At 59.5% G+C, this 21,585-nt stretch carries 23 protein-coding genes and 1 rRNA gene (1 of these 24 cut by a window edge); 10 read left to right on the forward strand and 14 right to left on the reverse strand.

Annotated features, from left to right (window positions below; translation table 11 throughout):
- Positions 1-32 precede the first annotated feature (32 nt).
- From P8S53_RS04740 to P8S53_RS04765, 6 genes are all read right to left on the reverse strand, one after another.
- Positions 33-1,349, reverse strand: coding sequence for a TRAP transporter large permease (locus tag P8S53_RS04740; RefSeq protein ID WP_277806015.1), 1,317 nt, complete (start codon positions 1,347-1,349; stop codon positions 33-35).
- The gene (locus tag P8S53_RS04745; protein ID WP_277806016.1) at positions 1,346-1,876 is read right to left on the reverse strand and encodes a TRAP transporter small permease; all 531 of its coding nucleotides are present in this window, start codon (positions 1,874-1,876) and stop codon (positions 1,346-1,348) included. The genes P8S53_RS04740 and P8S53_RS04745 overlap by 4 nt, the downstream gene beginning before the upstream one ends.
- A gap of 64 nt (positions 1,877-1,940) precedes the next feature.
- Positions 1,941-3,029 (reverse strand): C4-dicarboxylate TRAP transporter substrate-binding protein, encoded by a 1,089-nt coding sequence (locus tag P8S53_RS04750; protein ID WP_277806017.1) that lies wholly within the window; start codon positions 3,027-3,029, stop codon positions 1,941-1,943.
- A 40-nt stretch (positions 3,030-3,069) separates the two neighbouring features.
- The gene (locus P8S53_RS04755; protein WP_277806018.1) at positions 3,070-3,606 is read right to left on the reverse strand and encodes a MarR family winged helix-turn-helix transcriptional regulator; all 537 of its coding nucleotides are present in this window, start codon (positions 3,604-3,606) and stop codon (positions 3,070-3,072) included.
- Between the two features lie 92 nt (positions 3,607-3,698).
- On the reverse strand, positions 3,699-5,483 hold the full coding sequence (locus P8S53_RS04760; RefSeq protein ID WP_277806019.1) for a feruloyl-CoA synthase: 1,785 nt from the start codon (positions 5,481-5,483) through the stop codon (positions 3,699-3,701).
- A 72-nt stretch (positions 5,484-5,555) separates the two neighbouring features.
- On the reverse strand, positions 5,556-6,038 hold the full coding sequence (locus P8S53_RS04765) for a MarR family winged helix-turn-helix transcriptional regulator (protein WP_277806020.1): 483 nt from the start codon (positions 6,036-6,038) through the stop codon (positions 5,556-5,558).
- A gap of 138 nt (positions 6,039-6,176) precedes the next feature.
- Between P8S53_RS04765 and P8S53_RS04770 the strand changes: the two genes are divergently transcribed.
- Entirely contained in the window at positions 6,177-6,968 is a 792-nt protein-coding gene (locus P8S53_RS04770) for a crotonase/enoyl-CoA hydratase family protein (RefSeq protein WP_277806021.1), read from the forward strand.
- Positions 6,969-7,017: 49 nt separating this feature from the next.
- The gene (locus P8S53_RS04775) at positions 7,018-7,896 is read left to right on the forward strand and encodes an amidohydrolase family protein (protein WP_277806022.1); all 879 of its coding nucleotides are present in this window, start codon (positions 7,018-7,020) and stop codon (positions 7,894-7,896) included.
- Between the two features lie 24 nt (positions 7,897-7,920).
- Here the strand turns inward: P8S53_RS04775 and P8S53_RS04780 are convergent, their stop codons facing one another.
- The 8 genes from P8S53_RS04780 to P8S53_RS04815 all read right to left on the reverse strand — a co-directional run bounded on the left by P8S53_RS04780 (position 7,921) and on the right by P8S53_RS04815 (position 14,958).
- Complete coding sequence (locus P8S53_RS04780) at positions 7,921-9,009, reverse strand: 4-oxalomesaconate tautomerase (RefSeq protein ID WP_277806023.1); 1,089 nt, start codon at positions 9,007-9,009, stop codon at positions 7,921-7,923.
- Between the two features lie 79 nt (positions 9,010-9,088).
- Positions 9,089-9,760: a 4-carboxy-4-hydroxy-2-oxoadipate aldolase/oxaloacetate decarboxylase gene (locus tag P8S53_RS04785; protein ID WP_277806024.1), complete on the reverse strand. Its 672-nt coding sequence runs from the start codon at positions 9,758-9,760 to the stop codon at positions 9,089-9,091.
- A 3-nt stretch (positions 9,761-9,763) separates the two neighbouring features.
- A complete protein-coding gene (locus P8S53_RS04790; RefSeq protein WP_277806025.1) occupies positions 9,764-10,744 on the reverse strand; it encodes a VOC family protein in 981 nt (326 codons plus the stop codon).
- A 14-nt stretch (positions 10,745-10,758) separates the two neighbouring features.
- Entirely contained in the window at positions 10,759-11,490 is a 732-nt protein-coding gene (locus P8S53_RS04795; RefSeq protein WP_277806026.1) for a PIG-L deacetylase family protein, read from the reverse strand.
- 118 nt (positions 11,491-11,608) lie between these two features.
- Positions 11,609-12,454, reverse strand: a complete 846-nt coding sequence (locus P8S53_RS04800) for an NlpC/P60 family protein (RefSeq protein ID WP_277806027.1) — start codon at positions 12,452-12,454, stop codon at positions 11,609-11,611.
- On the reverse strand, positions 12,451-13,860 hold the full coding sequence (locus P8S53_RS04805) for a M17 family metallopeptidase (RefSeq protein WP_277806028.1): 1,410 nt from the start codon (positions 13,858-13,860) through the stop codon (positions 12,451-12,453). Before P8S53_RS04805 ends, P8S53_RS04800 begins: the two co-directional genes overlap by 4 nt.
- A 153-nt stretch (positions 13,861-14,013) precedes the next feature.
- A complete protein-coding gene (locus P8S53_RS04810) occupies positions 14,014-14,394 on the reverse strand; it encodes a hypothetical protein (protein WP_277806029.1) in 381 nt (126 codons plus the stop codon).
- 171 nt (positions 14,395-14,565) lie between these two features.
- Positions 14,566-14,958: an SgcJ/EcaC family oxidoreductase gene (locus P8S53_RS04815; RefSeq protein WP_277806030.1), complete on the reverse strand. Its 393-nt coding sequence runs from the start codon at positions 14,956-14,958 to the stop codon at positions 14,566-14,568.
- A 114-nt stretch (positions 14,959-15,072) separates the two neighbouring features.
- Here P8S53_RS04815 and P8S53_RS04820 point away from each other — a divergent pair, with 114 nt between their 5' ends.
- The 8 genes from P8S53_RS04820 to P8S53_RS04855 form a co-directional block, all read left to right on the forward strand.
- On the forward strand, positions 15,073-15,393 hold the full coding sequence (locus P8S53_RS04820) for an HNH endonuclease (RefSeq protein WP_277806031.1): 321 nt from the start codon (positions 15,073-15,075) through the stop codon (positions 15,391-15,393).
- 145 nt (positions 15,394-15,538) lie between these two features.
- On the forward strand, positions 15,539-15,856 hold the full coding sequence (locus P8S53_RS04825) for a hypothetical protein (protein WP_277806032.1): 318 nt from the start codon (positions 15,539-15,541) through the stop codon (positions 15,854-15,856).
- 149 nt (positions 15,857-16,005) lie between these two features.
- Positions 16,006-16,917 (forward strand): pirin family protein, encoded by a 912-nt coding sequence (locus P8S53_RS04830; protein ID WP_277806033.1) that lies wholly within the window; start codon positions 16,006-16,008, stop codon positions 16,915-16,917.
- A 48-nt stretch (positions 16,918-16,965) separates the two neighbouring features.
- Positions 16,966-17,727, forward strand: a complete 762-nt coding sequence (locus P8S53_RS04835; protein ID WP_306417831.1) for a folate-binding protein YgfZ — start codon at positions 16,966-16,968, stop codon at positions 17,725-17,727.
- A 63-nt stretch (positions 17,728-17,790) separates the two neighbouring features.
- Entirely contained in the window at positions 17,791-18,780 is a 990-nt protein-coding gene (locus P8S53_RS04840; RefSeq protein ID WP_277806035.1) for a DMT family transporter, read from the forward strand.
- A 121-nt stretch (positions 18,781-18,901) separates the two neighbouring features.
- Positions 18,902-19,990, forward strand: a complete 1,089-nt coding sequence (gene hisC, locus P8S53_RS04845; RefSeq protein ID WP_277806036.1) for a histidinol-phosphate transaminase — start codon at positions 18,902-18,904, stop codon at positions 19,988-19,990.
- Complete coding sequence (locus tag P8S53_RS04850; RefSeq protein WP_277806037.1) at positions 19,987-20,901, forward strand: prephenate/arogenate dehydrogenase family protein; 915 nt, start codon at positions 19,987-19,989, stop codon at positions 20,899-20,901. The genes hisC and P8S53_RS04850 overlap by 4 nt, the downstream gene beginning before the upstream one ends.
- A 634-nt stretch (positions 20,902-21,535) precedes the next feature.
- A 16S ribosomal RNA gene (locus P8S53_RS04855) occupies positions 21,536-21,585 on the forward strand (it continues 1,419 nt past the right edge of the window).

Consider the following 21,585-nt stretch of genomic DNA (forward strand, 5'->3'; position numbering starts at 1 on the left):
TGCCGGGGCGCGTGCATATTTTGCGAGACGCATCAGCGCGCTGCATTGCCTGACATCAGATCGGGCAGGAACAGCACGAGCGCCGGAAAGGCCACAATCAGCGCGATGACCACGAAATCCGCAAGGATAAAGGGCAGCACGCCGCGAAACACCTCTGTCACTGTGACATATTTGCTGGCCACGTTCTTGATGACAAACACGTTCATCCCCACAGGGGGCGTTATCATGCCGACCTCCAGCAGCTTGACGACCAGAACCCCGAACCACACAAGGCTAAGCCCTTGGGCGTCAATCAGGGGCAGGAAAATGGGCAGGGTGACCAGCATTGCCCCGAAGGGTTCCATGAAGGTGCCAAGGATCAGGTAGATGATGATGATCACCAGCAGGACCGTCACATAGGTCATGCCCGACCCTGCCACAAAGGATGAAATCAGGTTCGACACGCCCGACAGGCCCAGAAAGCGGGTGAACATGGTGGCACCAATGCCGATGATCAGCAGCGAACTGGTGGTGATGACCGTTTCAGTGACGGAATCCGTGAACGCCTTGCGTGTCAGGCGCCCCATGGATGCGGCAAGGATGATGGTTCCCAGCGCGCCGACTGCGCCTGCCTGTGTGGCCGTGAACAGGCCCGAGAACAGCCCGCCGAATATCAGTCCGATCAAGGCCAGAATCGGCGCAACCTGTGCCAGCGAGCGCCACAGATCCGCGCGTTCAACATGTGCCTGCCGTGGAATGATGTCGGGGCGCAGCCACGCGATGATCAGCACGACCACGCAATAGGAAATCGCGGTCAGCAGCCCGATGGCGATGCCGCCAAGAAACACTTCGATGATCGAGGTTTCGGCGATCACGCCATAGATGATCATCAGGATCGAGGGCGGGATAAGCGCGCCGATTGTGCCGCCGGCGGCAATACAACCCGATGCGATGGACGGGCGGTAGCCTGCCTTGACCATTTCAGGAATGGCAATGCGCCCCATTGCGGCCGCGCAGGCCAGTGATGATCCCGACACGGCGGCAAAGCCCGAACAGGCGAAAACCGAAGAGATGGCCAGCCCGCCGGGTAATCTGGCAAGCAGGGCCTTGGCGGCCTCGAACAGGCCGCCGGTCAGACCGGTATGATAGGCGATGAAACCCATCAGCAGGAACATGGGAACCGCACTCATGGTCCATTTGGCCGCAAAGGAATAGGGCGTGTTCGACAAGATGCCCATGGCGGGGTTCCAGCCGATCATGGCCCAGATGCCGCCGAAGGACACGATGATCAATGCCAGTGCAACGGGCAGGCGCAGCACCAGCAACCCCATCAGGATGGCAACACCCCAAAGACCGATTTCGACGCTCATGCTTCATCGCTTTCTGTGGTGGTGCGCAGGGTATGGCGAATGCTGAGAGACAAGATTGCCAGCGCCATCAGCACACAGGCCAGCGTCGCAAGGGCAAAGCCCGCAGGCACAATGAAATAGGAATGCCAGACCGGCATCTGAAACCGAACCAGTTCGACATATGAACCTGAGTTCGCTTCGCGCAGCGCTTTGATCCAGTTGGCATAGGTCATGACGGCATAGACGCCCGCGGCGATAATATAGATCACGAAATCGGACACCATCCGCACTGGGCGCGACATTGCGAATTCAAGCAACTCGACCGCGATCATCTGGTTGCGCAATGTCAGCCAGCCCAGCGGCAGGAAGGCCACGGCAACCATGTAGTAGCGTGCCACGATTTCAGGTGTGGTGTTCATGGACAGGCGAAACACGTTCAGCAGCACGACATCAACACTGACATGCACCATCATCAGCACCACAGCGGCTGCCCCTATCAAGGACATACCCCGACACAGGCCCACGGCCAGTTTGATCAGAAAAATCATATCAGGCACCCCGAAAATCCCTTCGGCCGCATTGGGCCGAAGGGGAACGTATCATACGCGATTATCACAAACCGTAGGTGGACAGATCGACATTCTCCCAGATTTCATCCATCGCACGGGCGGCCAGTGCTTCGGGATCATCGCCAAGTTCCTCGACGATTGCGGTCCATTTTTCGACGAGTTCCGCGAAATCTGCGGCCAGCGGATCGGCGCTGATGCGCGCTTCGGCGTCGGCGGCAGAAAATGCGTTCGAAGCTTCCAGCAGGGACTCATCGGGTGTGATGACTTCGATTCCTGCATCTGCAACGGCATTGCGGGCGGCTTCAGGCAGCTGGAACCCCCAGCGGTCAGTTAGGGTCGGGTTGGCGCGGTTGGCTGCACGCACGAAGGTTGCGCGGTCTTCCTCGTTCATGGTGGACCATGTGGACTGGTTCACAGTGAAGTTCGATGTCACATGATATGTCCCCAGCGGAACGCTGGTTGTATAGCGTGCCACATCGACCAGACGGAAGGACAGCATGTCAACGATGGACGCCATGGAGCCGTCAATCGTGCCTTGGTTCATGCCCTCAAACTGTTCGCCGACAGGCATGTTCACAGGCGTTGCGCCAAAATGCTCTGCCCAACGCGAGAAGGGTGCGCCGCCAGACCGCAGGCGCAGGCCCTGCAGGTCTTCAGCGGTGCGCACGGGCGATGTTGTGATCAGAACATAGGGGTCGGACGCGCCTGCACCCAGAAACACCATGCCTTCGCTGCTGAATTCCTGCTGGCAGGGTTCACAATTCACCACGAATTCCGTCATTGCCAGCGCCATCGCGTGCGAAACACGACCGATCAGGGCCATGTCGCCTGCAACATTGGTGCGCGGGAAATCTGCGGGAAAGAACAGCGGCAACAGGTTGCCGACATTGATCAGTTCTGATTGCAGCGCGTCGGGAACCTGCGTCAGCGATACCACTTCGGGGCCGATCAGTGTCAGGCTCATGCTGCCGCCGCTTTCTTCTTCAAGATAGGTGGCGAATTTTTCATACATATATGTCGAGGGGTGCGCTTGCGACGCGCCTGCGGCACCGCGCAGGTTCTGTGCTTGCGCACCACTTGTGGCGGCAACGGCAAAAGCTGCGCCCATCATCAGTGTTCTTGTCAGTTTCATGGTGTTTATCCTCCCAGGTGTTAATCTTAAATATTGTCCCTCAGGCTTGGCGCGGTTGGTCTGCGCACGTCTCCTCCGTTGGGGCAATTCCGCAATATTTCCGCAGCAAGCGGTTCAGATCCTGCTGTTCGGTTTTGGTCAGCCCGCCGCTTTCATGGGGGGCATTGGCGCTGTACATTGCGCGCGCCTTTTCCAATGCCACCAGTCCCGCAGGCCGGACTGACAGCATGACCGTGCGCCGGTTTTTCGGGGGAATGGTGCGAATAACAAGGCCGCGATCTTCGAACCCGCGTATCAGGCGGGTCATTGCTGCGGCCTTGATATACAGCGCGCGGGCAAGCTGGCCCTGTCTTACGCCGGGGGTTCGGGCGATGACCTGAAGTATTGTGAATTCTGCCGCACTCAGGCAGATGGCGCCTTCGCTTTGGTCCAGTGTTTCACGCACTTGCAGCCATGCCATGCGCAGCAGGAAACCCGTGTTGTGCCGCAGTCCGCCGAAGTTCAGCCCGTCTTCAGGGTCCGTCAGTGGCGGAGAATCATTGAGCTGCGCTGTCGCCCCTCGTGCGTTTTCCGGCATGACAAATTCCCCCTCTGAAAGAAATGTTATGCGATTAACTGTTCCAGATCAAACAGTTTCTTCTGGTGCTTTTTGTGTGATCCGGCGCGCGTTCATGCCGTGATGATTTTATCATGATCGCCGAACAGGTCCGCAATGCGTTGGGCGTGGCTGTCGCGCATTGCGCGTTGGTTCAGGCTGCCTTTTTCAGTGATTTCGCCCTTGTCGAAACTGGGCGTTGTATCCACCACCAAGGCCCTGCGCACACGGCTGGCGGAACCGGTGGCAAGTTTTGCAGCCTTTGCCAGACGGTCTTGCAGCAGCGCGGTCAGGTCTTCGTCCGGCATCGATCTGGCGTTGCTTGACAGCAGCAGCAATGCGCCCAGTTCGGGCTGGTTTTCCCCCACGATCACCGCATCGCGAATCAGCCCTCCCATGGCATCGACCAGTGCCGCCCGTACGGCCCCCACAGACACCCATGTGCCTGTCGACAGCTTGAAGTTTTCCGCCACGCGCCCGTCGAAATAAAAGCCCTTGGCCAGATCCTGCGGATCGGCGGGGCGCAGCGCATCGCCCAGACAGTAGAATCCTTCGTCGTCGAACGCATCGGCGGTGCGGGCAGGGTCGCCAAAATACCCTGGTGTGATGGTCGGCCCTTTCAGGCGCGCTTCCAGCTTGTCGCCCGATGGCACCAGTTTCAGTGTCAGCCCGCGCGACGGAACGCCCAGATTGCCCGCCTTGTCCTGAACATGGGTGCAGGCCAGCGCGAAGGGGGCGGTTTCGGTTGCTCCCAGCCCCGTGGCCAGCAGCACATCGCGCCCCGTCACCTTGCGCCCCAGCGCGGACAGGCGGTCCCATGTGTGTTGCGCCATGCCTGCGCCCGCATAGAACAACATGCCCAGTTTCGCATAGAATTTCTGTGCCAGCGCGTTGTCCTGTTCCAGCGCATCAATCAACATGTCATAGCCGACAGGCACGTTGAAATACCATGTGCAGGACACGTCTTGCAGGTTGCGCAGGGTTTCGTCGAATTTGCCGGGAACAGGGCGCCCGTCGTCAATATAGTAGCTGCCGCCATTGGTCAGGACCAGATAATTGACCTTGTTTCCCGCAGCGGTATGGTTCCACGGTGCCCAGTCCAGCACAACGGGCGGTTCCCATGTCACAAAGCGGTAGCAATCGCGCATCATCGTGGCCATGGCGCAGATCATGCGGTTGGTGTTTATCACGGCCTTCGGGCTGCCGGTGGACCCTGATGTAAACAGATATTTGACCACAGTTTCAGGGGTAAGTGTGGCGCGCGCGGTATCTGCCGCGGCCGGATCGGCTGTCAGCAACGTATCAAACGCGACCGCATCTGCACCGCCGTCACGCAGCGTGATGACCGTCCGGCCCGTGGCCGCGATTGCCGCAAGTGCGGGCGCGAACGCCGCGCCGTTGTCGGCGAATACCGCACCCGGTTGCAGCAGCGTGGCAATGTCGCGCAGCTTTCCATGGTCCTTGGACACCAGCGAATAGGCAGGGGACACGGGCGCATAGGGAATGCCCGCATAGGTGCAGGCAATGCCCAGCAGCGCGTGTTCCAGACTGTTTTCGGACAGCACCAGCAAGGGCCGGTCTGGCCCCAGCCCCAGACCCAGCAAGGCCGATCCGATGTGGCGTGCCATGGCGCGCGCCTGCGCATAGCTAATGCGCCGCCAGTCCCCGCCCCCGTCGCGGCGTGCCATCCATGTGGCGTCCGGTGTCGCATCGGCCCATTTGTCCAGATAATCGGCGACCAAGGGTAAATGGTCTGGCAGGGGGTCTGTCTGGCGCATCAGAATTGTGCCATCGGGGCGGTGTTCATAGTCAAACACGGGCGACCAGAAGCGGGCCTTGGCGGGGGGCTGGACGGTCATGGATTGGGTTCTCCGAATGGTGGCGTTGGGACGCGGATAGGGATTGTGGGCTGCGCAGTCTTTGCCGCCGTGTCAGTCATTTATGTCGGATTCATGCGTGGTGCGCAGCTTGCGCAGAAGCTGTAACAACTGTGCCTGTTCTTGCGGGTGAAGGGCTGACAGCAGCGGCTGTTCGCGGGCCTGCGCTTGCGACATGACAAGGTTGAATTGTTCGCAGCCCTGCGTCGTGGGCAGCAGCGCTTGCGAGCGTCTGTCCCCCGGCACGGCTTCGCGCCGGACCAGACCGCTGCCTTCCAGATCGTCAATGATGGCGACAATGCCGGAACGTTCTATGCCCAGCCGCCGTGCCACGTCACTTTGAGTAATATGCGGGCATTCCACGATAAGGGCCAGGATCGACATCGCACGCGGCGACATGCCAGCGCTTTCGACACCAAGGCGAAAATCATCGCGAAAAATCATATAGGCGCGCTTCAGGTTGTATCCGAAAAGCGATTCTATGCTGCGCTCTGTGGCGTCATCATGGACCGGGTCCTGGTCTGTAGGTGTTTGCATGTCATCTTCCGGCAAGTTCAGCGTGGGGCAATGCGTTCGCGGACAGGTAACGATTAGCAGGTTGATAGTTACCTTACAATACTGTTTACTATGTAACGTATTTCTGCGATACGAGAACTGACCAGACAGGAGAGAACGATGGACGGCACCACGCAAACGCTTGTGACATATGAGCTTCAGGGCGACATTGCCGTCATTGGGCTGAACCGCCCTGAAAAGCGCAATGCCATTTCGGACCGGCTGGTCGAGGCACTGCACGTTGTGGCAACCCGTGCCAGAGCAGAAGCCCGCGCTGCTGTCATTCACGGTGCTGGCGACCATTTCTGCGCCGGGCTTGATCTGGCCGAACACAAGGAAAAGCCCCTGTTCGAGGCGATTCAGGGGTCGCGGCGCTGGCATACGGTGTTTACCGAATTTGAACGTGGGGAAATCCCGTTCATCAGTGCGCTGCATGGCGCCGTGGTGGGCGGCGGGTTTGAACTGGCCGCCGCAACCCATATTCGCGTGGCCGATGAAAGCACGTTCTTTGGCCTGCCCGAAGGCCAGCGCGGCATTTTCGTGGGCGGCGGCGGGTCTGTGCGTGTGGGCCGCCTGATCGGGGCTGCGCGCATGACCGACATGATGCTGACAGGGCGCACCGTGTCCCCTGCCCAGATGGAGCAATGGGGCGGCGTGTCCTATGTCGTGCCCAAGGGGCGTGCGCTGGACACGGCCATGGACCTTGCGCGCGCGGCTGCATCCAACGCGCCAATGTCGAATTACGCGGTGCTGAATGCCCTGCCGCGTATTGCCGAAATGTCGGTCGAGGATGGCTTGTTCACCGAATCGATTGTGTCTGCGCTGACATCGGAAACACCCGAAGCAAAGCAACGCCTGCGTGATTTTCTGGAAAAGCGCACTGCCCGCCTGAAAGCCCCTGACGCGCAGTAAGCCCCCGCGCGTGCCTCCACCCTTCAAATTGCCTGCAAAGGATCAGCCCATGAACCTGGACGAGATCGTCGCAATCGACTTTCACACCCATGCAGAAGAACCCTGCAACTGCCACCGCGATGACGGATATAACGAATTTCAGCAAGGGATGGCTGCGTATTTCAAAAACCCGGCCGGGGCAGATGGAATGTTGCCCACCGTTCCGCAAACCGCCGCCTATTACCGCGAGCGCAAGATTGCCGCTGTGATTTTCGGGGTCGATGCAGAACGCGAAACCGGCTTTTACCGGCACACCAACGAAGAAATCGCGCAACATTGTGCGGAAAATTCCGACATTCTGATTCCCTTCGCGTCCATCGATCCGGCCAAGGGCAAGCTGGGCGCACGCGAAGCGCGCCGCCTTGTGCGCGATTTCGGGGTCAAGGGGTTCAAATTCCACCCGACCATGCAGGGGTTCTTCCCCAATGACCGCATGGCCTATCCCTTGTATGAAGCCATCGCCGAAGAAGGCGCGGTTATGTTGTTCCACACGGGGCAAACAGGGGTCGGGTCGGGCATGCGCGGGGGGATGGGCATGCGGCTGAAATATTCAAACCCCATGCATATCGATGATGTCGCGGTGGATTTCCCCGATACACAGATCGTTCTGGCGCACCCCTCCTTTCCCTGGACGGAAGAGGGGCTTTCCGTCGCGCAGCATAAACCCAATGTCTATATCGACATGTCGGGCTGGGCGCCGAAATATTTCCCGCCGATCTTCATCCATTACGCCAACACGCTGCTGAAACGCAAAATGCTGTTCGGGTCGGACTGGCCCGCGATCACACCGGACCGATGGTTAAGTGATTTTGCGGAACTCAACATCCGCGACGAAGTGCGCCCGCTGATCCTGAAGGAAAATGCCGCGCGCCTGCTGAAGCTGATGTAGCAAAAAGGGGCCTTCCGGCCCCTTTTATCCAGCGTTTTCCGGTCTTGGCGGCGCGGGAAAGACCCGCCCGTCGAAAATCTTGCGCGCGGTGCGCATGACGCCCGCGCGGGTCACCGCGCCATTGGCGTCTGTTTCGATCAGAACATCGGCGGCCCCTGTCGGGTGCTCAATGATGTAGCGGCCATCTTGCGGCCTGCGCGCCAAAGGATATGCCACACTTCCGGGGATGGTGCAGGCCGTCGCCACCGAGACAGCGGCAAAAACACCGATTGTCGCGTGGCACCGATGCGGGATGAAACTGCGGGTGGAAATCGCGCCACCTGCAACCGCTTCAGACACCAGCGTCATTTTCGGCACGGATTTGTCGCGCACATCGCCCAACTGCATCATCGGACCCACGGCCAGACGTATCGCCTCCAACCGCGATTTCAACGCATCATTGGTGTCCAGATCCTCGCGGCTTTCCTGTCCGGCTATCCCGAAATCAGTGGCGCGCAGCACCACAATCGGCATGCCGTTATCGATGCAGGTGACCTCCACCCCCTCCACCATATCCACGGCATTGCCCGTGGGCAGAAGTGCCCCGCACATCGACCCCGCAATGTTTTCAAACAGCAAGGGCAGGGCGGCATGACGGCCCGGCACCCCGTCTATGGCCGTGTCCCCCGCATAGCTGACCTTGCCCTGCGGCGTGCATACGCGCGCCAAAGCCACCTCGCCGGTGTTGCGCATGTGAATGCGCACCGTCGTTTCGCCATCCTGCGCACGAACCAACCCGCGCTCAATCGCGGCTGGTCCGACACCGGCCAGAATATTGCCGCACCCTTGGGCGTCCGACACAAGTGCCTGATCGACAAAAACCTGCAAGAACTGATAATCGACATCCGCATCGTCGCGACTTGGCGGCGACAGGATTGCCACTTTCGACACCAGCGGATCACCGCTGCCCATGCCGTCAATCTGGCGCGGATCGGGGCTACCCATGATGCGCAGCAACAGCGTATCGCGCGCGTCTGGGTCGTCCGGCAGGTTGCTGGCCAGAAAATACGCCCCTTTTGATGTGCCCCCCCGCATCCAAAGGCAGGGAATGCCCTGATCGTCGATCTCAGACATGAACGGCCCCTTCATCTTGCTGAAAATACTCTATGGGCGCATCGCCAAGGACGGGGGCAGACAGCCCCCCTAGCCTGCATCAGATGTATTTCAGGCCCTTCTCGGCCAGTCTTGCGCGCATGTTGTAAATATCCAGCCCCAATTCACCCGCCGCCAGCCTTTTGCGCTTGGCCTCTTCCGCGTCCAGCCGTTCGGTGGCTTTGGCGGCCACTTTGGCGGCCTGCGCGTGGGGCACGACGACGACGCCATCATCATCGGCGATAATCACATCACCCGCCTGTACGGCCTGACCTGCGCAGACAATCGGCACATTCACCGACCCCAAGGTTTCCTTCACGGTGCCTTGTGCCGAAATGGCCTTGGACCAGACCGGAAAGCCCATCTCCTGCAAATCGGCCACATCGCGCACACCTGCATCGATGATCAGCCCGCGAGAGCCCCGCGCCATGGCGCTGGTGGCCAGCAGATCGCCGAAATAGCCATTGTCGCAGGGGCTGGTGGGGGAAAGAACCAGAATGTCACCGGGTTGCAACTGTTCAATGGCGACATGCAGCATCCAGTTGTCACCGGGGGGCGCGCTGATGGTCACGGCAGACCCCGCAATGCGTGCCCCGCGCCAGATGGGCCGCATATAGGCGGCAAGACAGCCCGTGCGCCCCTGCGCTTCGTGCACGGTGGCCACGCCTGCGCGGCCAAGCGTGTCAATAACAGCGCTGTCCGCGCGGGGAATACTCTGGACAACAACGGACATGGATCAGCCTTTCTGTGGCACAGGCGGGGTGCCATGGGTGTGGAATGTCTCGATGGTTTTCAACCCCCAGGCCTGCCCCTTCTTGCGGTCGGCCTCGGTCCAGCAGACGGGTTCCCAATCAGGTGCAAGGATCAGGCGCGCGCCCGCATTGGCCAGTTCCACGCGGTTTCCGGCGGGTTCCCAGACATACAGGAAAAACGTGCCCTGAATGGCGTGTTTGTGCGGGCCGGTTTCGATATGCACGCCGTTTTGCAGGAATATATCGGCGGCGCGCAAGATATCCTCGCGCTGGTCGGTGGCATAGGTGACATGATGCAGCCGCCCGCCCCCTTCGAAATATGGCCCGCCGCCATGTTCTTCGGTGCAGGCCAGATCATAGGTCTTGTTGTTGATGGTGAACCAGCACCCCCCGATGCGACCATTGTCCAGCTGGATGTATTCCGTCACCCTGCTGCCCAGACAGGTTTCCATGAAGTGGCGAAACTCACGCACATCGGCGGCCAGAAGGTTCAGGTGGTCAATCCGGCGCGGGGCCGCCCCCGTGAATGCACTGGCCATGTTCTTCAGCGCGGGTTTGTCGGCCGCGTCAGGTTCGGCGCGGCGGGTGTCGTAATATATCTCGAACACATGGCCGAACGGATCTTCAAAGCGGAAGGCGCGCCCATGGCTTTGATCGCCGTCAATCCAGCCATGCACCTTGTAGCCAGACGCCTTTATGATCGCCACTCGCCGTTCCAGCGCATCGGGGCTGCTGGCGCGATACCCGATATGGCCCACGCCAGTGATGGCAGCGCGTGTCAACTTCAGGCTGGCATATTCATAATCTTCCCATGCCCGCAGATAGGCGCTGTTTTCATCCTGTCCCGACAGTTTCAGCCCGTAGACGCGGGTAAAGAAATCAAGGCTTTCGTCAAACCTGTCGGTCAGCATTTCGACATGGCCCAGATGGGCAATATCGAAACTTTGGGTCGTGGATGTGGCCATGCGTCCCTCCGCTTTCAAAGTTCATCTACGGTGCGGGGGAATATGGACTGGAACCCTTCGGCATATTTGCAATCGCGCCCGCCTGACATGCCCCCCGAATTACGTTTGAAGTGATTGGCGCGCTGTTGGGCTACGCGGGTGTAATAGTCCCACAGATGGACCTGCCCGTTCATGTGCTCCATCGCCGCGCGCTTCTTGTCCCAGACGGGCGTGATGTCCAGAAACGTGTCCGGCTTCCAGCCCATCTGTTCGGTCTGGTGCGGTTCAAACAGGTATAGCTGGGGTGCGCCCAGAACCTTCTCGCCCGGATTGTGGCCCCATGCCTGCGCGATCATGCGGCATTCAAGGGCGATCTGGGTGGTATACATATGGTCGGTGTTATAGGGGTCATACTGGCTGTGGCACAGCATGAAGGCGGGCTGCACCTTGCGCAGCAGATCAACCAGTTTCATCTTGTCACTTTGGTCCAGATGCAGCGGGTAATCGCCCAGATCGAAGCATTCCAGATGATGCACGCCCAGCACGTCGGCTGCGGCTTCTGCCTCGGCACGACGAATGGCTTTGACCTCGTCCAGTGATTTGCCGTCCTTCCACAGCCGCGCGCTTTCGCCGCGTTCGCCAAATGACAGGCAGGCGACTGTCACCTGATAGCCCATCTCGGCATGCAGTGCGATTGCGCCCCCGCAGCGCCAGACAAAATCAGCAGCATGGGCAGAAATCACAAGCGCGGTTTTGGGCGCAGTCATGGCAGCCTCCGTATCAGGGTTGGGGGTCTGTGATCCCACGGGGGCGCGTGTTGTGCAATTTTGAAGCGTGTTCAGGGGTATAAGAAATTGCTATAGCGAATTTGCGGTGCTGGTGTCGTCAGGTAAGTGCGGGCGCGGTCAGGGACGGCCGGAAATGCCCGATGAACGGTGCATCAGGGGCAATCCTGCCCATGGCTGATTTGCGATCCTCATAGGCCACCGACATGGTATGCGCATTGGCGTGCAAAATGGTGTCAGGGTCCGCAATAAATGCCACATGACCGCGCCAGAACAACAAATCCCCGCGTTGCGGCGCGGCACCCGCGCCCAGCTTGGGGCCAAACGCAGTTGCCTGCATATCGCTGTCGGCGGGGCAGGGCAGGCCACAGGCATGCAGCGCCACCTGAACAAGGCCGGAACAATCTATGCCAGCGCTTGAATTCCCCCCCCACAGATAGGGCGTGCCCAACAAAAGTTCGGCGACACTGACAGGGTCGGTCGCAGGGCGATCAAGGGCGCATAAATGCTGCGCGGGTATCCAGCCCCCGCATTGGGCGCGCAGAAATTGCCCGTCTTGGCCGGTGACCAGAACCTGAGCATTCAGCGAAAGCGGACCCGTTTCCGCGCTTTTCAGGTCGGGGCGGGAATAAAGATGTGTGGCGCGCGTGCAAACGCGGTGCGTGACAGGATGGTCAGGCGTCAGCGCCGCGTCGCGCAGCCAGCCACAATACCCGTCTGCATGCATCTGCACGAAGCAATACCCGTCGCGCTGTTCAATCATGGTCAGCGCTGCGCCGCGCAGCACCTGCCTGTCGCGTGGCCCGTGGGCGTGGCGCAACAGGTCTGCCAGTGCCGCGCCCGCCCGCATGGGGGTGCCGGTGGTGAACTGGGGTGCATCCAGCGTGGGGCGCAAGACATCCAGTGCAACGCGCCCGCTGAACGGTGTCAGGCGTGGATCGCTCACAGGTCCAGCGCGGCTGGCAGGGCGTCAAACAAGGCGCGCGCGGCCTGACCAATGCCACCTTTGGGGCGTGCGGGTGCGGCACTTGGCTGGTAGCCATAGATATCGAAATGCACAAATCTTGGTGTATGCTCGACAAACCTGTGCAGGAACAGGGCCGCAGTGATGGCGCCTGCCATGCCGCCCGCAGGCGCATTGTCCAGATCGGCAATGCTTGGCTGGATCTTGGTTTCATAACCCGGATGCAGGGGCAGGGGCCAAACGGGATCGCGCACAGCATCACCCGACCGCAAGATCGCATCGCTTAGCGCGCGATCGCGGGTGAAATAGGGCGCAATATCGGGGCCGACTGCCACACGGGCGGCCCCTGTCAGTGTGGCCATGCACACCATCAGGTCCGGTGGTTCCTCATCTGCCAGCGCAAGCGCGTCTGCCAGCACCAGCCGCCCTTCGGCGTCAGTGTTGTTGATCTCCACGCTTAGGCCTTTGCGCGACACAATAACATCGCCGGGCCGCATGGCATTGCCGGACACCGAATTTTCCACCGCCGGAATGATCACACGCAACCGCACCGCCCAACCCTGTGCCATGATCATATGCGCAAGGCCCATGACGGTGGCCGCCCCGCCCATGTCCTTTTTCATCAACCCCATGGACGCGCCGGGTTTCAGGTTCAGCCCGCCCGTGTCAAAGCAAACCCCCTTGCCGACAAGCGTCAGTTGCGGGCCGGTCGTGCCCCAACGCATGTCCAGCAAGCGCGGGCTGCGGTCGGATGCGCGCCCGACGGTATGCACCAGCGGGAAATTGTGTTCCAGCAAGTCGTCGCCGCGAATTATCGAAAGTTCGGCCCCGAAAGTATTGGCCAGCCCGACAAACGCGGCCTCCAGTTCCGCCGGTCCCATATGGGACGCTGGCGTGGTGATAAGATCGCGGGTCAGCGCCTCGCCTGCGGCGATGGCCTCCAGCCGTGCGACATCCACGCCCTTTGGGGCGATCATGTCTGCCAGCGGGCGGGATGGCGGGGTGCGGAACCTGTCAAAACGGTAGCCCGCCAACAACCAGCCAAGCAGTTCTTCGTCAAGTGTGGACTGGGCCGACAGGTGTTCCAGATGGAATGTTGCGGCAGGCAATTTCGCGCGTGCGCCGCCAAGACAAAAGCGCGTGCGCTGGCGGTCGGTGTCAGACCCAAGGCCCACGGCCACCGCAGCAAGATTGCCGTCGGGGTCGGGGACAAGGGCGGTTGTGCCGGACGCCGCGTTGAACCCTGTTGCGTCCAGCCATGCGCGCATGCGACCGGGTTGCATTTCTGTCCAGCTTGCCAACTCGTCCTTGGTGACAAGATGCAAAGGAATTGTGCGCCCGTTCGGGACAGCAAAACGCATAGTGGGGGGGGCTGTGAATTCGGTCATGGTCGCTTTTCGGTCATTTGCGGATCAAGCGCGACACTAGATCAATTTCAGCACAAGGGGAAAGCCGGATTCGCGTGCACACGAAAGGGTGTGCGCTTTTTGTCTGGCAGTGCCGCTGGATGATTACCTTGGCGGCAATGCGGCTTGCAATCGTCACATTTGTAGCAATGGAAGTTCCCACAGATCCACAAACGACATATCCCCGACACGGGTGGCGCGATGCCACAGCGCGTGTGCAGCAGTTATGTTCTGATCCTGGCAAGCAGCGTCAAGCTGGGCAAGGATGGACGCCAGCGAAACCAACCCTATGGCTTCCGCCTGATCACAGGCGGCTTGCGCATGTTCCGGCACCTGATCAAAGCGGCTATCGGCAAGGGCGGCTTCGGTCAGACGCAGGTGGGCCATCAGATCCTCAATGGCGGTAATGATGGCCATTTCCGCCCGTGCCGCACCCATATGCCGGAACATCGCCGCGATGTGATTTGAATCGACGGCTACGGATTCGCGCTGTCGTAGGTGAACAACTGTCCCCATTCTTGCCCCTTTGCCGTTTCAGGTTTCCATGCGGAACCACACGCAGAAAGCACTTCGTCGGTCCGTGTCGTGCCAAATTATAAGGGCTACAGCCTAATAAAAGAATGTAGCAAGAATAAGGCAAGCCGTTTCAGACCGCGTCCGTGCAGGGGCAAAAACACTTGATTTGTGTCATTCCGGCATCGCCGAAGAGTGGTGTTCAATGATTTTCCACCCCGTATCATCCCAACGATAGATGAACGTGTAGCGACACATTACCTTGGTTTCGACGCCATCTCTTGTCATGGTTACTTCATAGACGCCGGAGTTTACCGACAACCCGTCAAACAGGCGAATGTTCTGGTCAACGGCCTTGGCCCGCGACTTGAACCGCAGAAACACATCGAAATAATCGCGGATTGCGGCGGGTGTTTTGCGCACTTCGTTGGAGACTGTCGGCAACAATATGGCATCGCTTGCGTAAAGGGCAGCAACGGTTTCCGGATCGCGCGTTTGCAGGGCTGCGTCCCAGCTTTCCAATAGTCCGGCAATTTCCGCTACGTCATGTTGCTTGGCGATTGTCATATTGTGCTTTCCCCTTAAATTTGCTTTTGTTCTGAACTCTAGGTGTGGTGCCGACTTTGTGACAAGCAACCATAAATTAGGTTCGTCCATCGGGCAAGTCAGGGCATTCTTGCGATGACAAACGCGTTACATTCGCAACAGGGTCCGGTTTGCCCAATATGTGGCCGGCCCATCCCTGCGCATGTGCTGCAAAGCCTGCATCATCTGGTGCCGAAATTGCGCGGGGGCAAGGGCGGGCCGGTTGTGTTGCTGCACCATATTTGCCACCGTGAAATTCACGCGACATTGTCTGAAAGCGACCTTGCAAGACACTACAATACGGTCGCGGCATTGCGCGCACATCCCAGACTGGCAAAGTTCGCCGCATGGGTCGCGAACCGCCCGCCCGAATTCATGTCCAGGGTGCCCGGCGGCAGACGCGGGCCGCGCCGGTAACCCGCTGTTAAAGTGGATCTGTCATCTTATGGCCGTTGGGGAACAGCGGGGGGCGATGAATATGGCCTGTCGCGGTGTAATTCAGGGGTGCCAAGTGATGCGACGAACAGAACCTTTATCGGTGCGTCAGGCACGGGTGGGCATAATGGCCAACCCTGCCGTAATCCGGCTGCCTGTCCATCTTCCGCGCGATGTGTGGACGCGGTGGCCTGACATGCGATCACGGCGTCGCTATCATGGTGCGCGCGCGAAAGATGCGGCGCCCGGGTTCGGCGATCCGGTTCTGGATGGCCTGCTGCTGGGTGATTTTGCGCGCGATTTGCGCGCGGGCAAGTGCGATGGCCAGACACGAACAGGGATGTTCGGGGGCGGCATGGCTGTTCTAGGGCGCGCGCGACGGTTTGCGGTGATTTGTGGTATCGTCGTGATTGCAGCGGCACTAAGCGTTGCCCTGCTGCGGTAAATGCGTGGGGCTTTGTCGCCAACACTCAGGCAAGCCGCAGGCGATGTGCGAAATTGAACATGACAGGTTCACAAAACCGCAGTTGTAAACGGCCATTCGCAGAACGATCTTCAAGCTAACAAAAAGCAACGCATTGATCGGAGTTTGCAATGTCTATCCGCCCCACAGTTGAAACCCGCAAGGCCGTGCCAACGATGGAAGGCGCAGGCGTTCATCTGCACCGCGCTTTCGGCTTTCAGGACCCGAGCGAGCTGGACCCGTTCCTGCTGTTTGATGATTTTCGCAACGAAGTGCCGGAACATTACCTGCGCGGGTTTCCATGGCACCCACACCGCGGCATTGAAACCATCACATATGTTCTGACCGGCGAGGTGGAGCATGGCGACAGTTTGGGCAACCGCGGCACACTTGGCGCAGGCGATGTTCAGTGGATGACCGCAGGATCCGGGATCATGCATCAGGAAATGCCGCGCGGGAACGCCAAGGGGCAGATGCACGGCTTCCAGCTATGGGCGAACCTGCCCGGCAGCCTGAAAATGACCGCGCCGCGCTATCAGGATGTGAACGCGAAGGAAATTCCGGAAGTGATTGATGATGACGGAACACGCGTCCGTGTCGTCGTCGGTGATTTCTGGGGCAAGCGCGGTCCCGTTGACGGCATTGCGGCAGACCCGCAATATCTGGATATATCCGTGCCGCCGGGGGTGCGCAAAACCTTCAAGGTTGACACATATCGTCGGGCGTTTGCCTATGTGTTCGCGGGGTCCGGCGCGTTTGCGGATGCATCGCAGCCCACAGGCGTGCTGCTGGAAAAAGAAGTCATGGGTGAAGAAGTCAACATTCGCGACATGTCCGGCGACCGAACGCTGATCCGTTTTGGCACGGGTGAAGAAGTGACCGTGCAGGCGGGCGAGGAAGGCGTGCGCTTCTTGTTGGTGTCGGGCGCGCCGTTGCAGGAACCTGTTGCATGGCACGGGCCGATCGTCATGAACACCCGCGAAGAAATCCAGCAGGCCATCCGTGACCTGCGTAACGGCACATTCATTCGGCCAGCGCATTGATCCCCCCTGTTCCGGGCATGGGCTTGTGACTATACTTCCGGTCACATCATGCAGGAGGATGTCGTGACACGCGCAATCATCAAATTGACCGGCACAGACCCTGCAACGTTTTTGCAGGGTCTTGTCACCAATGACATCCGGCGGCTTGGGCCGCAGGCCCCGCTATATGCCGCGCTTCTGACGCCGCAGGGCAAGTATCTGGCGGATTTTTTCATTGTGTCGTGGGGGGATGATATTTTGATTGATGTCGCAGCCCCGCTTGCGGATGATCTTTTCAAACGCCTGAGCATGTATAAACTGCGATCCCCTGTCACGCTGGAGCACGTTGATATCCCGGTCAGTCGCGGCACAGGAACCGCGCCGGAAGGGGCCATGCCCGACCCGCGCCACCCTGCGCTGGGGTGGCGGCTTTACGGGACGGCCCTGCCGGATGACGGGACGGATTGGGATGCCCTGCGCGTGGCACATTGCGTGCCCGAATCCCTGATCGAGCTGGTGCCCGGCGAAACCTTCGTGCTGGAGGCCGGATTGCCGCGCCTGAATGGCGTCGATTTTCGCAAAGGGTGCTATGTCGGGCAGGAAGTCACGGCGCGCATGCATCACAAGACCGACCTGCGCAAAGGCTTCGTGACAGTGTCCATTAGCGGTTCCGCGCCCGTGGGCACCGAAATTATGGCAGGCGCGAAGGTTGCAGGACAGCTTTTCACCCAAAGCGGCGGCCGCGCGATTGCCTTTTTGCGGTTTGACCGTGCACAACCGGCCATGCAGGCGGATAGCGCGGTGATTGATTGGTATCAGGCGGCCAGCTGACTTGATCGTGAATGCGCAGGCATGATAGCGGTATCATGTCGGGGCAGTGAAAGATCAATAGTGATGGGCCGCATATTCAACTCTCCTTTTGCGGGGCCGGTTCTGGCCTTGGTCGCTTATGCCTTGTTTTCGGCGCATGATGTGCTGGTGAAATCGCTTGGCGGCAGCTACAGCCCTGTCCAGATCGTGTTCTTCAGCGTTTTGCTTAGTCTGCCATTGGCGTTTTTGATGCTGATGCGCGACAAGACAGACGGCAACCTGCTGCCGCGCCGTCCGGGTTGGGTTGCCTTGCGCACGGCTGCGGCGGTGTGGACAGGGGTAAGCGTGTTCTACGCGTTCACTGTGCTGCCCATGACGCTGGTTTACGCCATCTTGTTTGCCACACCGCTGCTGATCACGCTTCTGGCTGTGCCGATGCTGGGCGAAAAGGTGGGCTGGCGGCGCAGCGGTGCGGTTCTGGTCGGGCTGCTGGGGGTTTTGATTGTGCTGCGGCCGGGGCAGGGGGACGGAATATCCCTTGGGCATCTGGCGGCATTGCTGGGGGCACTTGGGGGCGCTGTTTCCGCGATTATTGTGCGCAAGATCGGCCGCGAGGAACGCAATGTCGTTTTGCTGGTCTATCCGCTTATGGCCAATCTGGGGGTTATGGGCATTGCCTTGCCGTTCGTATATCAGCCCATGCCGCTGGCGGATCTGGGGGCATGGGCTGCGATGGCCGCCATGGCGTTTGTTGCCAGCCTGTGTGTGATTTGGGCCTATAAATTGTCGTCTGCTATTCAGGTTGCGCCAATGCAGTATTCCCAGATCATCTGGGCGGCATTATTCGGCGCATTGTTCTTCGGCGAAGTGCCGGACATATTCACTGTGCTGGGTGCCGTGGTCATCATTGCAAGTGGCGTCTATATTGTGCTGCGCGAAGATTCCGCCAAGGTGTCGGAAAACCGGCCGGTTCTGGAAACCCGCACGCGGACCGAAACCGGCACCTTCCCGCGCGCCAGCCAGCTGGGCCGGTTTGACGAACATGACGACGACGACCCCGACAAGTTGAAGTGAAGCGGTCGCGGCACAAGTGCAACGCCCGCGACACCTTGCTGAACATGTGTGCTTCTGCACTGGCCTCGGGGGGGGCGGGGCGCTATGACATGCGCTGAATATTGCCGAAGGACGACCCAGCATGAAAACTGCTATCCAACCGCAACCCGGTATACTTGACATCGCGCTTTATCAGGGCGGGACCTCCAAGATCATCGGACGTGATGATGCCGTGAAATTGTCGTCAAACGAGAACCCGTTCGGGGCAGGGGATATGGCGCGGCAGGCTTATCTGCGCGCAGGCCATGACCTGCATCGCTATCCGTCCACCGATCACGGCCCGTTGCGCGCAGCGATTGCAGCGCGCTATGGTCTGGATGCCGGTCGCATTATTTGCGGGGCCGGTTCCGATGAGGTGATTTCCTTTCTGTGTCAGGCCTATGCCGGTCCCGGTGACGAAGTGCTGTATAGCCAGCACGGGTTCTTGATGTATCGCATATCGGCGCTGGCGGCGGGGGCGACACCGGTTGCGGCACCTGAACGCGACCGCACCACGAATGTGGATGCACTTCTTGCCGCCTGCACTAAGCGCACAAAGCTTGTATTTATCGCCAACCCCAATAACCCTACAGGGACAATGATCCCGATTTCGGAACTTGAACGCCTTGCGAAAAAGCTGCCAGCGCAGGCATTGCTGGTTCTTGATGGTGCCTATGCCGAATATGCCGAAGGTTATGATGGCGGCGCGGCCCTTGTCGATCAACGCCAGAATGTGGTGATGACGCGCACCTTCTCTAAGCTGTTTGGTCTGGGGGGCTTGCGTGTGGGCTGGGGCTATGGGCCGCAACATGTCATTGATGTTCTGGGGCGGGTCCGCGGCCCGTTCAACCTGTCGACCACGCAGCAGGATGTGGCCGAAGCAGCCCTTGCCGATGAGGCGCATATATCACGCAGCCTGGCCGAGAATGCGCGAATGCGCACATGGCTGGCCGACCGTCTGAACGCCATAGGCGTTGCGACAGATCCATCCTATGCGAATTTTGTTCTGGCCCGTTTCAAGGACCCAGCGCAGGCCAACGCGTGCAACACGGCATTACTGGCGGGCGGTTTGATTGTGCGCAAGGTGGACAGCTATGGCCTGCCGGAATGCCTGCGTATTACCATAGGCGACGAATCCGCGTGCCGGCGCGTGCTGCATGTCATCACCCAATTCATGGAGCAGCAGGCATGAGCGCAATATACAAGCGCGTCGCATTCATTGGTCTGGGGTTGATTGCATCCTCCATGGCGCATGCCATCCGGCGCGCCGGGCTGGCAGAACATATCGCTGGCACCGCGCGTTCGCCCGAAACCCGACAGGTTGCGCTTGAAATCGGGCTGGTTGATGCCGTCTTTGACACGGCGGCAGAAGCGGTCAGTGGCGCGGATCTGGTGGTGCTGTGCGTGCCGGTTGGTGCCATGGCCGACATTGCCCGCGAAATTGCACCCCATCTGGATGCCGGGGTGACCGTCACGGATGTCGGTTCGGTCAAGCAGGCGGTGATTGACGCGGTCGCCCCCCACCTGCCGGATCATGCCCATTTCATACCCGGCCATCCGCTGGCAGGGACCGAACATTCCGGGCCCCGCGCGGGCTTTGCGGAATTGTTCGACAATCGCTGGTGTATCCTGACCCCGGTTGACGGCGGCGACAGTCCTGAACTTCAGCGGCTGATCGCCTTCTGGCAGGGTATCGGCGCGCATGTCGATCTGATGGACCCGCCGCATCATGATCTTGTGCTGGCCGTCACCAGCCACACGCCGCATCTGATCGCCTATACAATGGTCGGTGTGGCCGATGACCTGCGCCGTGTCACCGATAGCGAAGTGATCAAGTATTCCGCGGCGGGGTTTCGGGATTTCACGCGTATCGCGGCGTCTGACCCGACAATGTGGCGTGATGTGTTCCTGACCAACAAGGATGCCACCCTGGAGGTGCTGGGCCGCTTCACAGAAGAGCTGTTCGCCCTTCAACGTGCGATTCGTACCGGCGACGGCGCATTGCTTCATGACTACTTCTCGCGCACCCGTGCGATTCGCAGGGGAATCATCGAAGCGGGTCAGGATACGGCTGCCCCCGATTTCGGGCGCGCAAAGCGCTGAGGGACAATAATTGTGCGGTTTTTCATGCTTTCGGCGGCCCGGACGGGCCGCCGCTTTGCGTTGCGGTGATGCACGGAAGCAAGATCACCTGTCTTGCGGCGGGTGCGGGGGATGCAATGGAATTGTTGTGCGCGCGCCAACCCTCATATTTATAGGGGTATCCGCTGCGTCAGTCGATTTTTTCGCGGTTTTTTACATTTTCCTCTTGCGTGTGAAAGAGTGATTGCCTAGATAGCGCTTCACCGGCGGCGGGAAGCTGCTGGTTGCCTTGGGCGGCTTGATGCGGAAGTGTTATTGCTGTTTTGGGTTTGAGATTTAGGGACAGGTATGCATGTGGATGCGCCTTATGTATGGCGCTTCTTACGTGTGTTTTTGTTTCTGTGCTGTTTGAAATTTTTGGAAACTTGAAGAGATATGTGGGCGGTTTGGTCTATTTCGATGGATCGGCCTGACACATATCGGCTCGCTAGGGTGGTTTCGGCTGCCCGATGATGTGAGTGTCAGCTTCACTGTTTTGCGGCTTTTGTTTCTTTGGAACGGAAGCACAGAACAGAGATAACGTGGTCGGATGTAATGTCTGATCATGTGATATGTGCTTGGGTTTGACGTCAAGGATATGGATTTCGGTCCATTTCAACTTGAGAGTTTGATCCTGGCTCAGAACGAACGCTGGCGGCAGGCTTA

Source organism: Roseinatronobacter sp. S2, assembly GCF_029581395.1.
Classification (GTDB): Bacteria; Pseudomonadota; Alphaproteobacteria; order Rhodobacterales; family Rhodobacteraceae; genus Roseinatronobacter.

What these genes read in the sequence shown, in the direction of transcription:
- P8S53_RS04740 (WP_277806015.1), bottom strand. Translation starts at nt 1,349, where the DNA reads ATGAGCGTCGAAATCGGTCTTTGGGGTGTTGCCATCCTGATGGGGTTG.
- P8S53_RS04745 (WP_277806016.1), bottom strand. Translation starts at nt 1,876, where the DNA reads ATGATTTTTCTGATCAAACTGGCCGTGGGCCTGTGTCGGGGTATGTCC.
- P8S53_RS04750 (WP_277806017.1), bottom strand. Translation starts at nt 3,029, where the DNA reads ATGAAACTGACAAGAACACTGATGATGGGCGCAGCTTTTGCCGTTGCC.
- P8S53_RS04755 (WP_277806018.1), bottom strand. Translation starts at nt 3,606, where the DNA reads ATGCCGGAAAACGCACGAGGGGCGACAGCGCAGCTCAATGATTCTCCG.
- P8S53_RS04760 (WP_277806019.1), bottom strand. Translation starts at nt 5,483, where the DNA reads ATGACCGTCCAGCCCCCCGCCAAGGCCCGCTTCTGGTCGCCCGTGTTT.
- P8S53_RS04765 (WP_277806020.1), bottom strand. Translation starts at nt 6,038, where the DNA reads ATGCAAACACCTACAGACCAGGACCCGGTCCATGATGACGCCACAGAG.
- P8S53_RS04770 (WP_277806021.1), top strand. Translation starts at nt 6,177, where the DNA reads ATGGACGGCACCACGCAAACGCTTGTGACATATGAGCTTCAGGGCGAC.
- P8S53_RS04775 (WP_277806022.1), top strand. Translation starts at nt 7,018, where the DNA reads ATGAACCTGGACGAGATCGTCGCAATCGACTTTCACACCCATGCAGAA.
- P8S53_RS04780 (WP_277806023.1), bottom strand. Translation starts at nt 9,009, where the DNA reads ATGTCTGAGATCGACGATCAGGGCATTCCCTGCCTTTGGATGCGGGGG.
- P8S53_RS04785 (WP_277806024.1), bottom strand. Translation starts at nt 9,760, where the DNA reads ATGTCCGTTGTTGTCCAGAGTATTCCCCGCGCGGACAGCGCTGTTATT.
- P8S53_RS04790 (WP_277806025.1), bottom strand. Translation starts at nt 10,744, where the DNA reads ATGGCCACATCCACGACCCAAAGTTTCGATATTGCCCATCTGGGCCAT.
- P8S53_RS04795 (WP_277806026.1), bottom strand. Translation starts at nt 11,490, where the DNA reads ATGACTGCGCCCAAAACCGCGCTTGTGATTTCTGCCCATGCTGCTGAT.
- P8S53_RS04805 (WP_277806028.1), bottom strand. Translation starts at nt 13,860, where the DNA reads ATGACCGAATTCACAGCCCCCCCCACTATGCGTTTTGCTGTCCCGAAC.
- P8S53_RS04810 (WP_277806029.1), bottom strand. Translation starts at nt 14,394, where the DNA reads ATGGGGACAGTTGTTCACCTACGACAGCGCGAATCCGTAGCCGTCGAT.
- P8S53_RS04815 (WP_277806030.1), bottom strand. Translation starts at nt 14,958, where the DNA reads ATGACAATCGCCAAGCAACATGACGTAGCGGAAATTGCCGGACTATTG.
- P8S53_RS04820 (WP_277806031.1), top strand. Translation starts at nt 15,073, where the DNA reads ATGACAAACGCGTTACATTCGCAACAGGGTCCGGTTTGCCCAATATGT.
- P8S53_RS04825 (WP_277806032.1), top strand. Translation starts at nt 15,539, where the DNA reads ATGGCCAACCCTGCCGTAATCCGGCTGCCTGTCCATCTTCCGCGCGAT.
- P8S53_RS04830 (WP_277806033.1), top strand. Translation starts at nt 16,006, where the DNA reads ATGTCTATCCGCCCCACAGTTGAAACCCGCAAGGCCGTGCCAACGATG.
- P8S53_RS04835 (WP_306417831.1), top strand. Translation starts at nt 16,966, where the DNA reads ATGCAGGAGGATGTCGTGACACGCGCAATCATCAAATTGACCGGCACA.
- P8S53_RS04840 (WP_277806035.1), top strand. Translation starts at nt 17,791, where the DNA reads ATGGGCCGCATATTCAACTCTCCTTTTGCGGGGCCGGTTCTGGCCTTG.
- hisC (WP_277806036.1), top strand. Translation starts at nt 18,902, where the DNA reads ATGAAAACTGCTATCCAACCGCAACCCGGTATACTTGACATCGCGCTT.
- P8S53_RS04850 (WP_277806037.1), top strand. Translation starts at nt 19,987, where the DNA reads ATGAGCGCAATATACAAGCGCGTCGCATTCATTGGTCTGGGGTTGATT.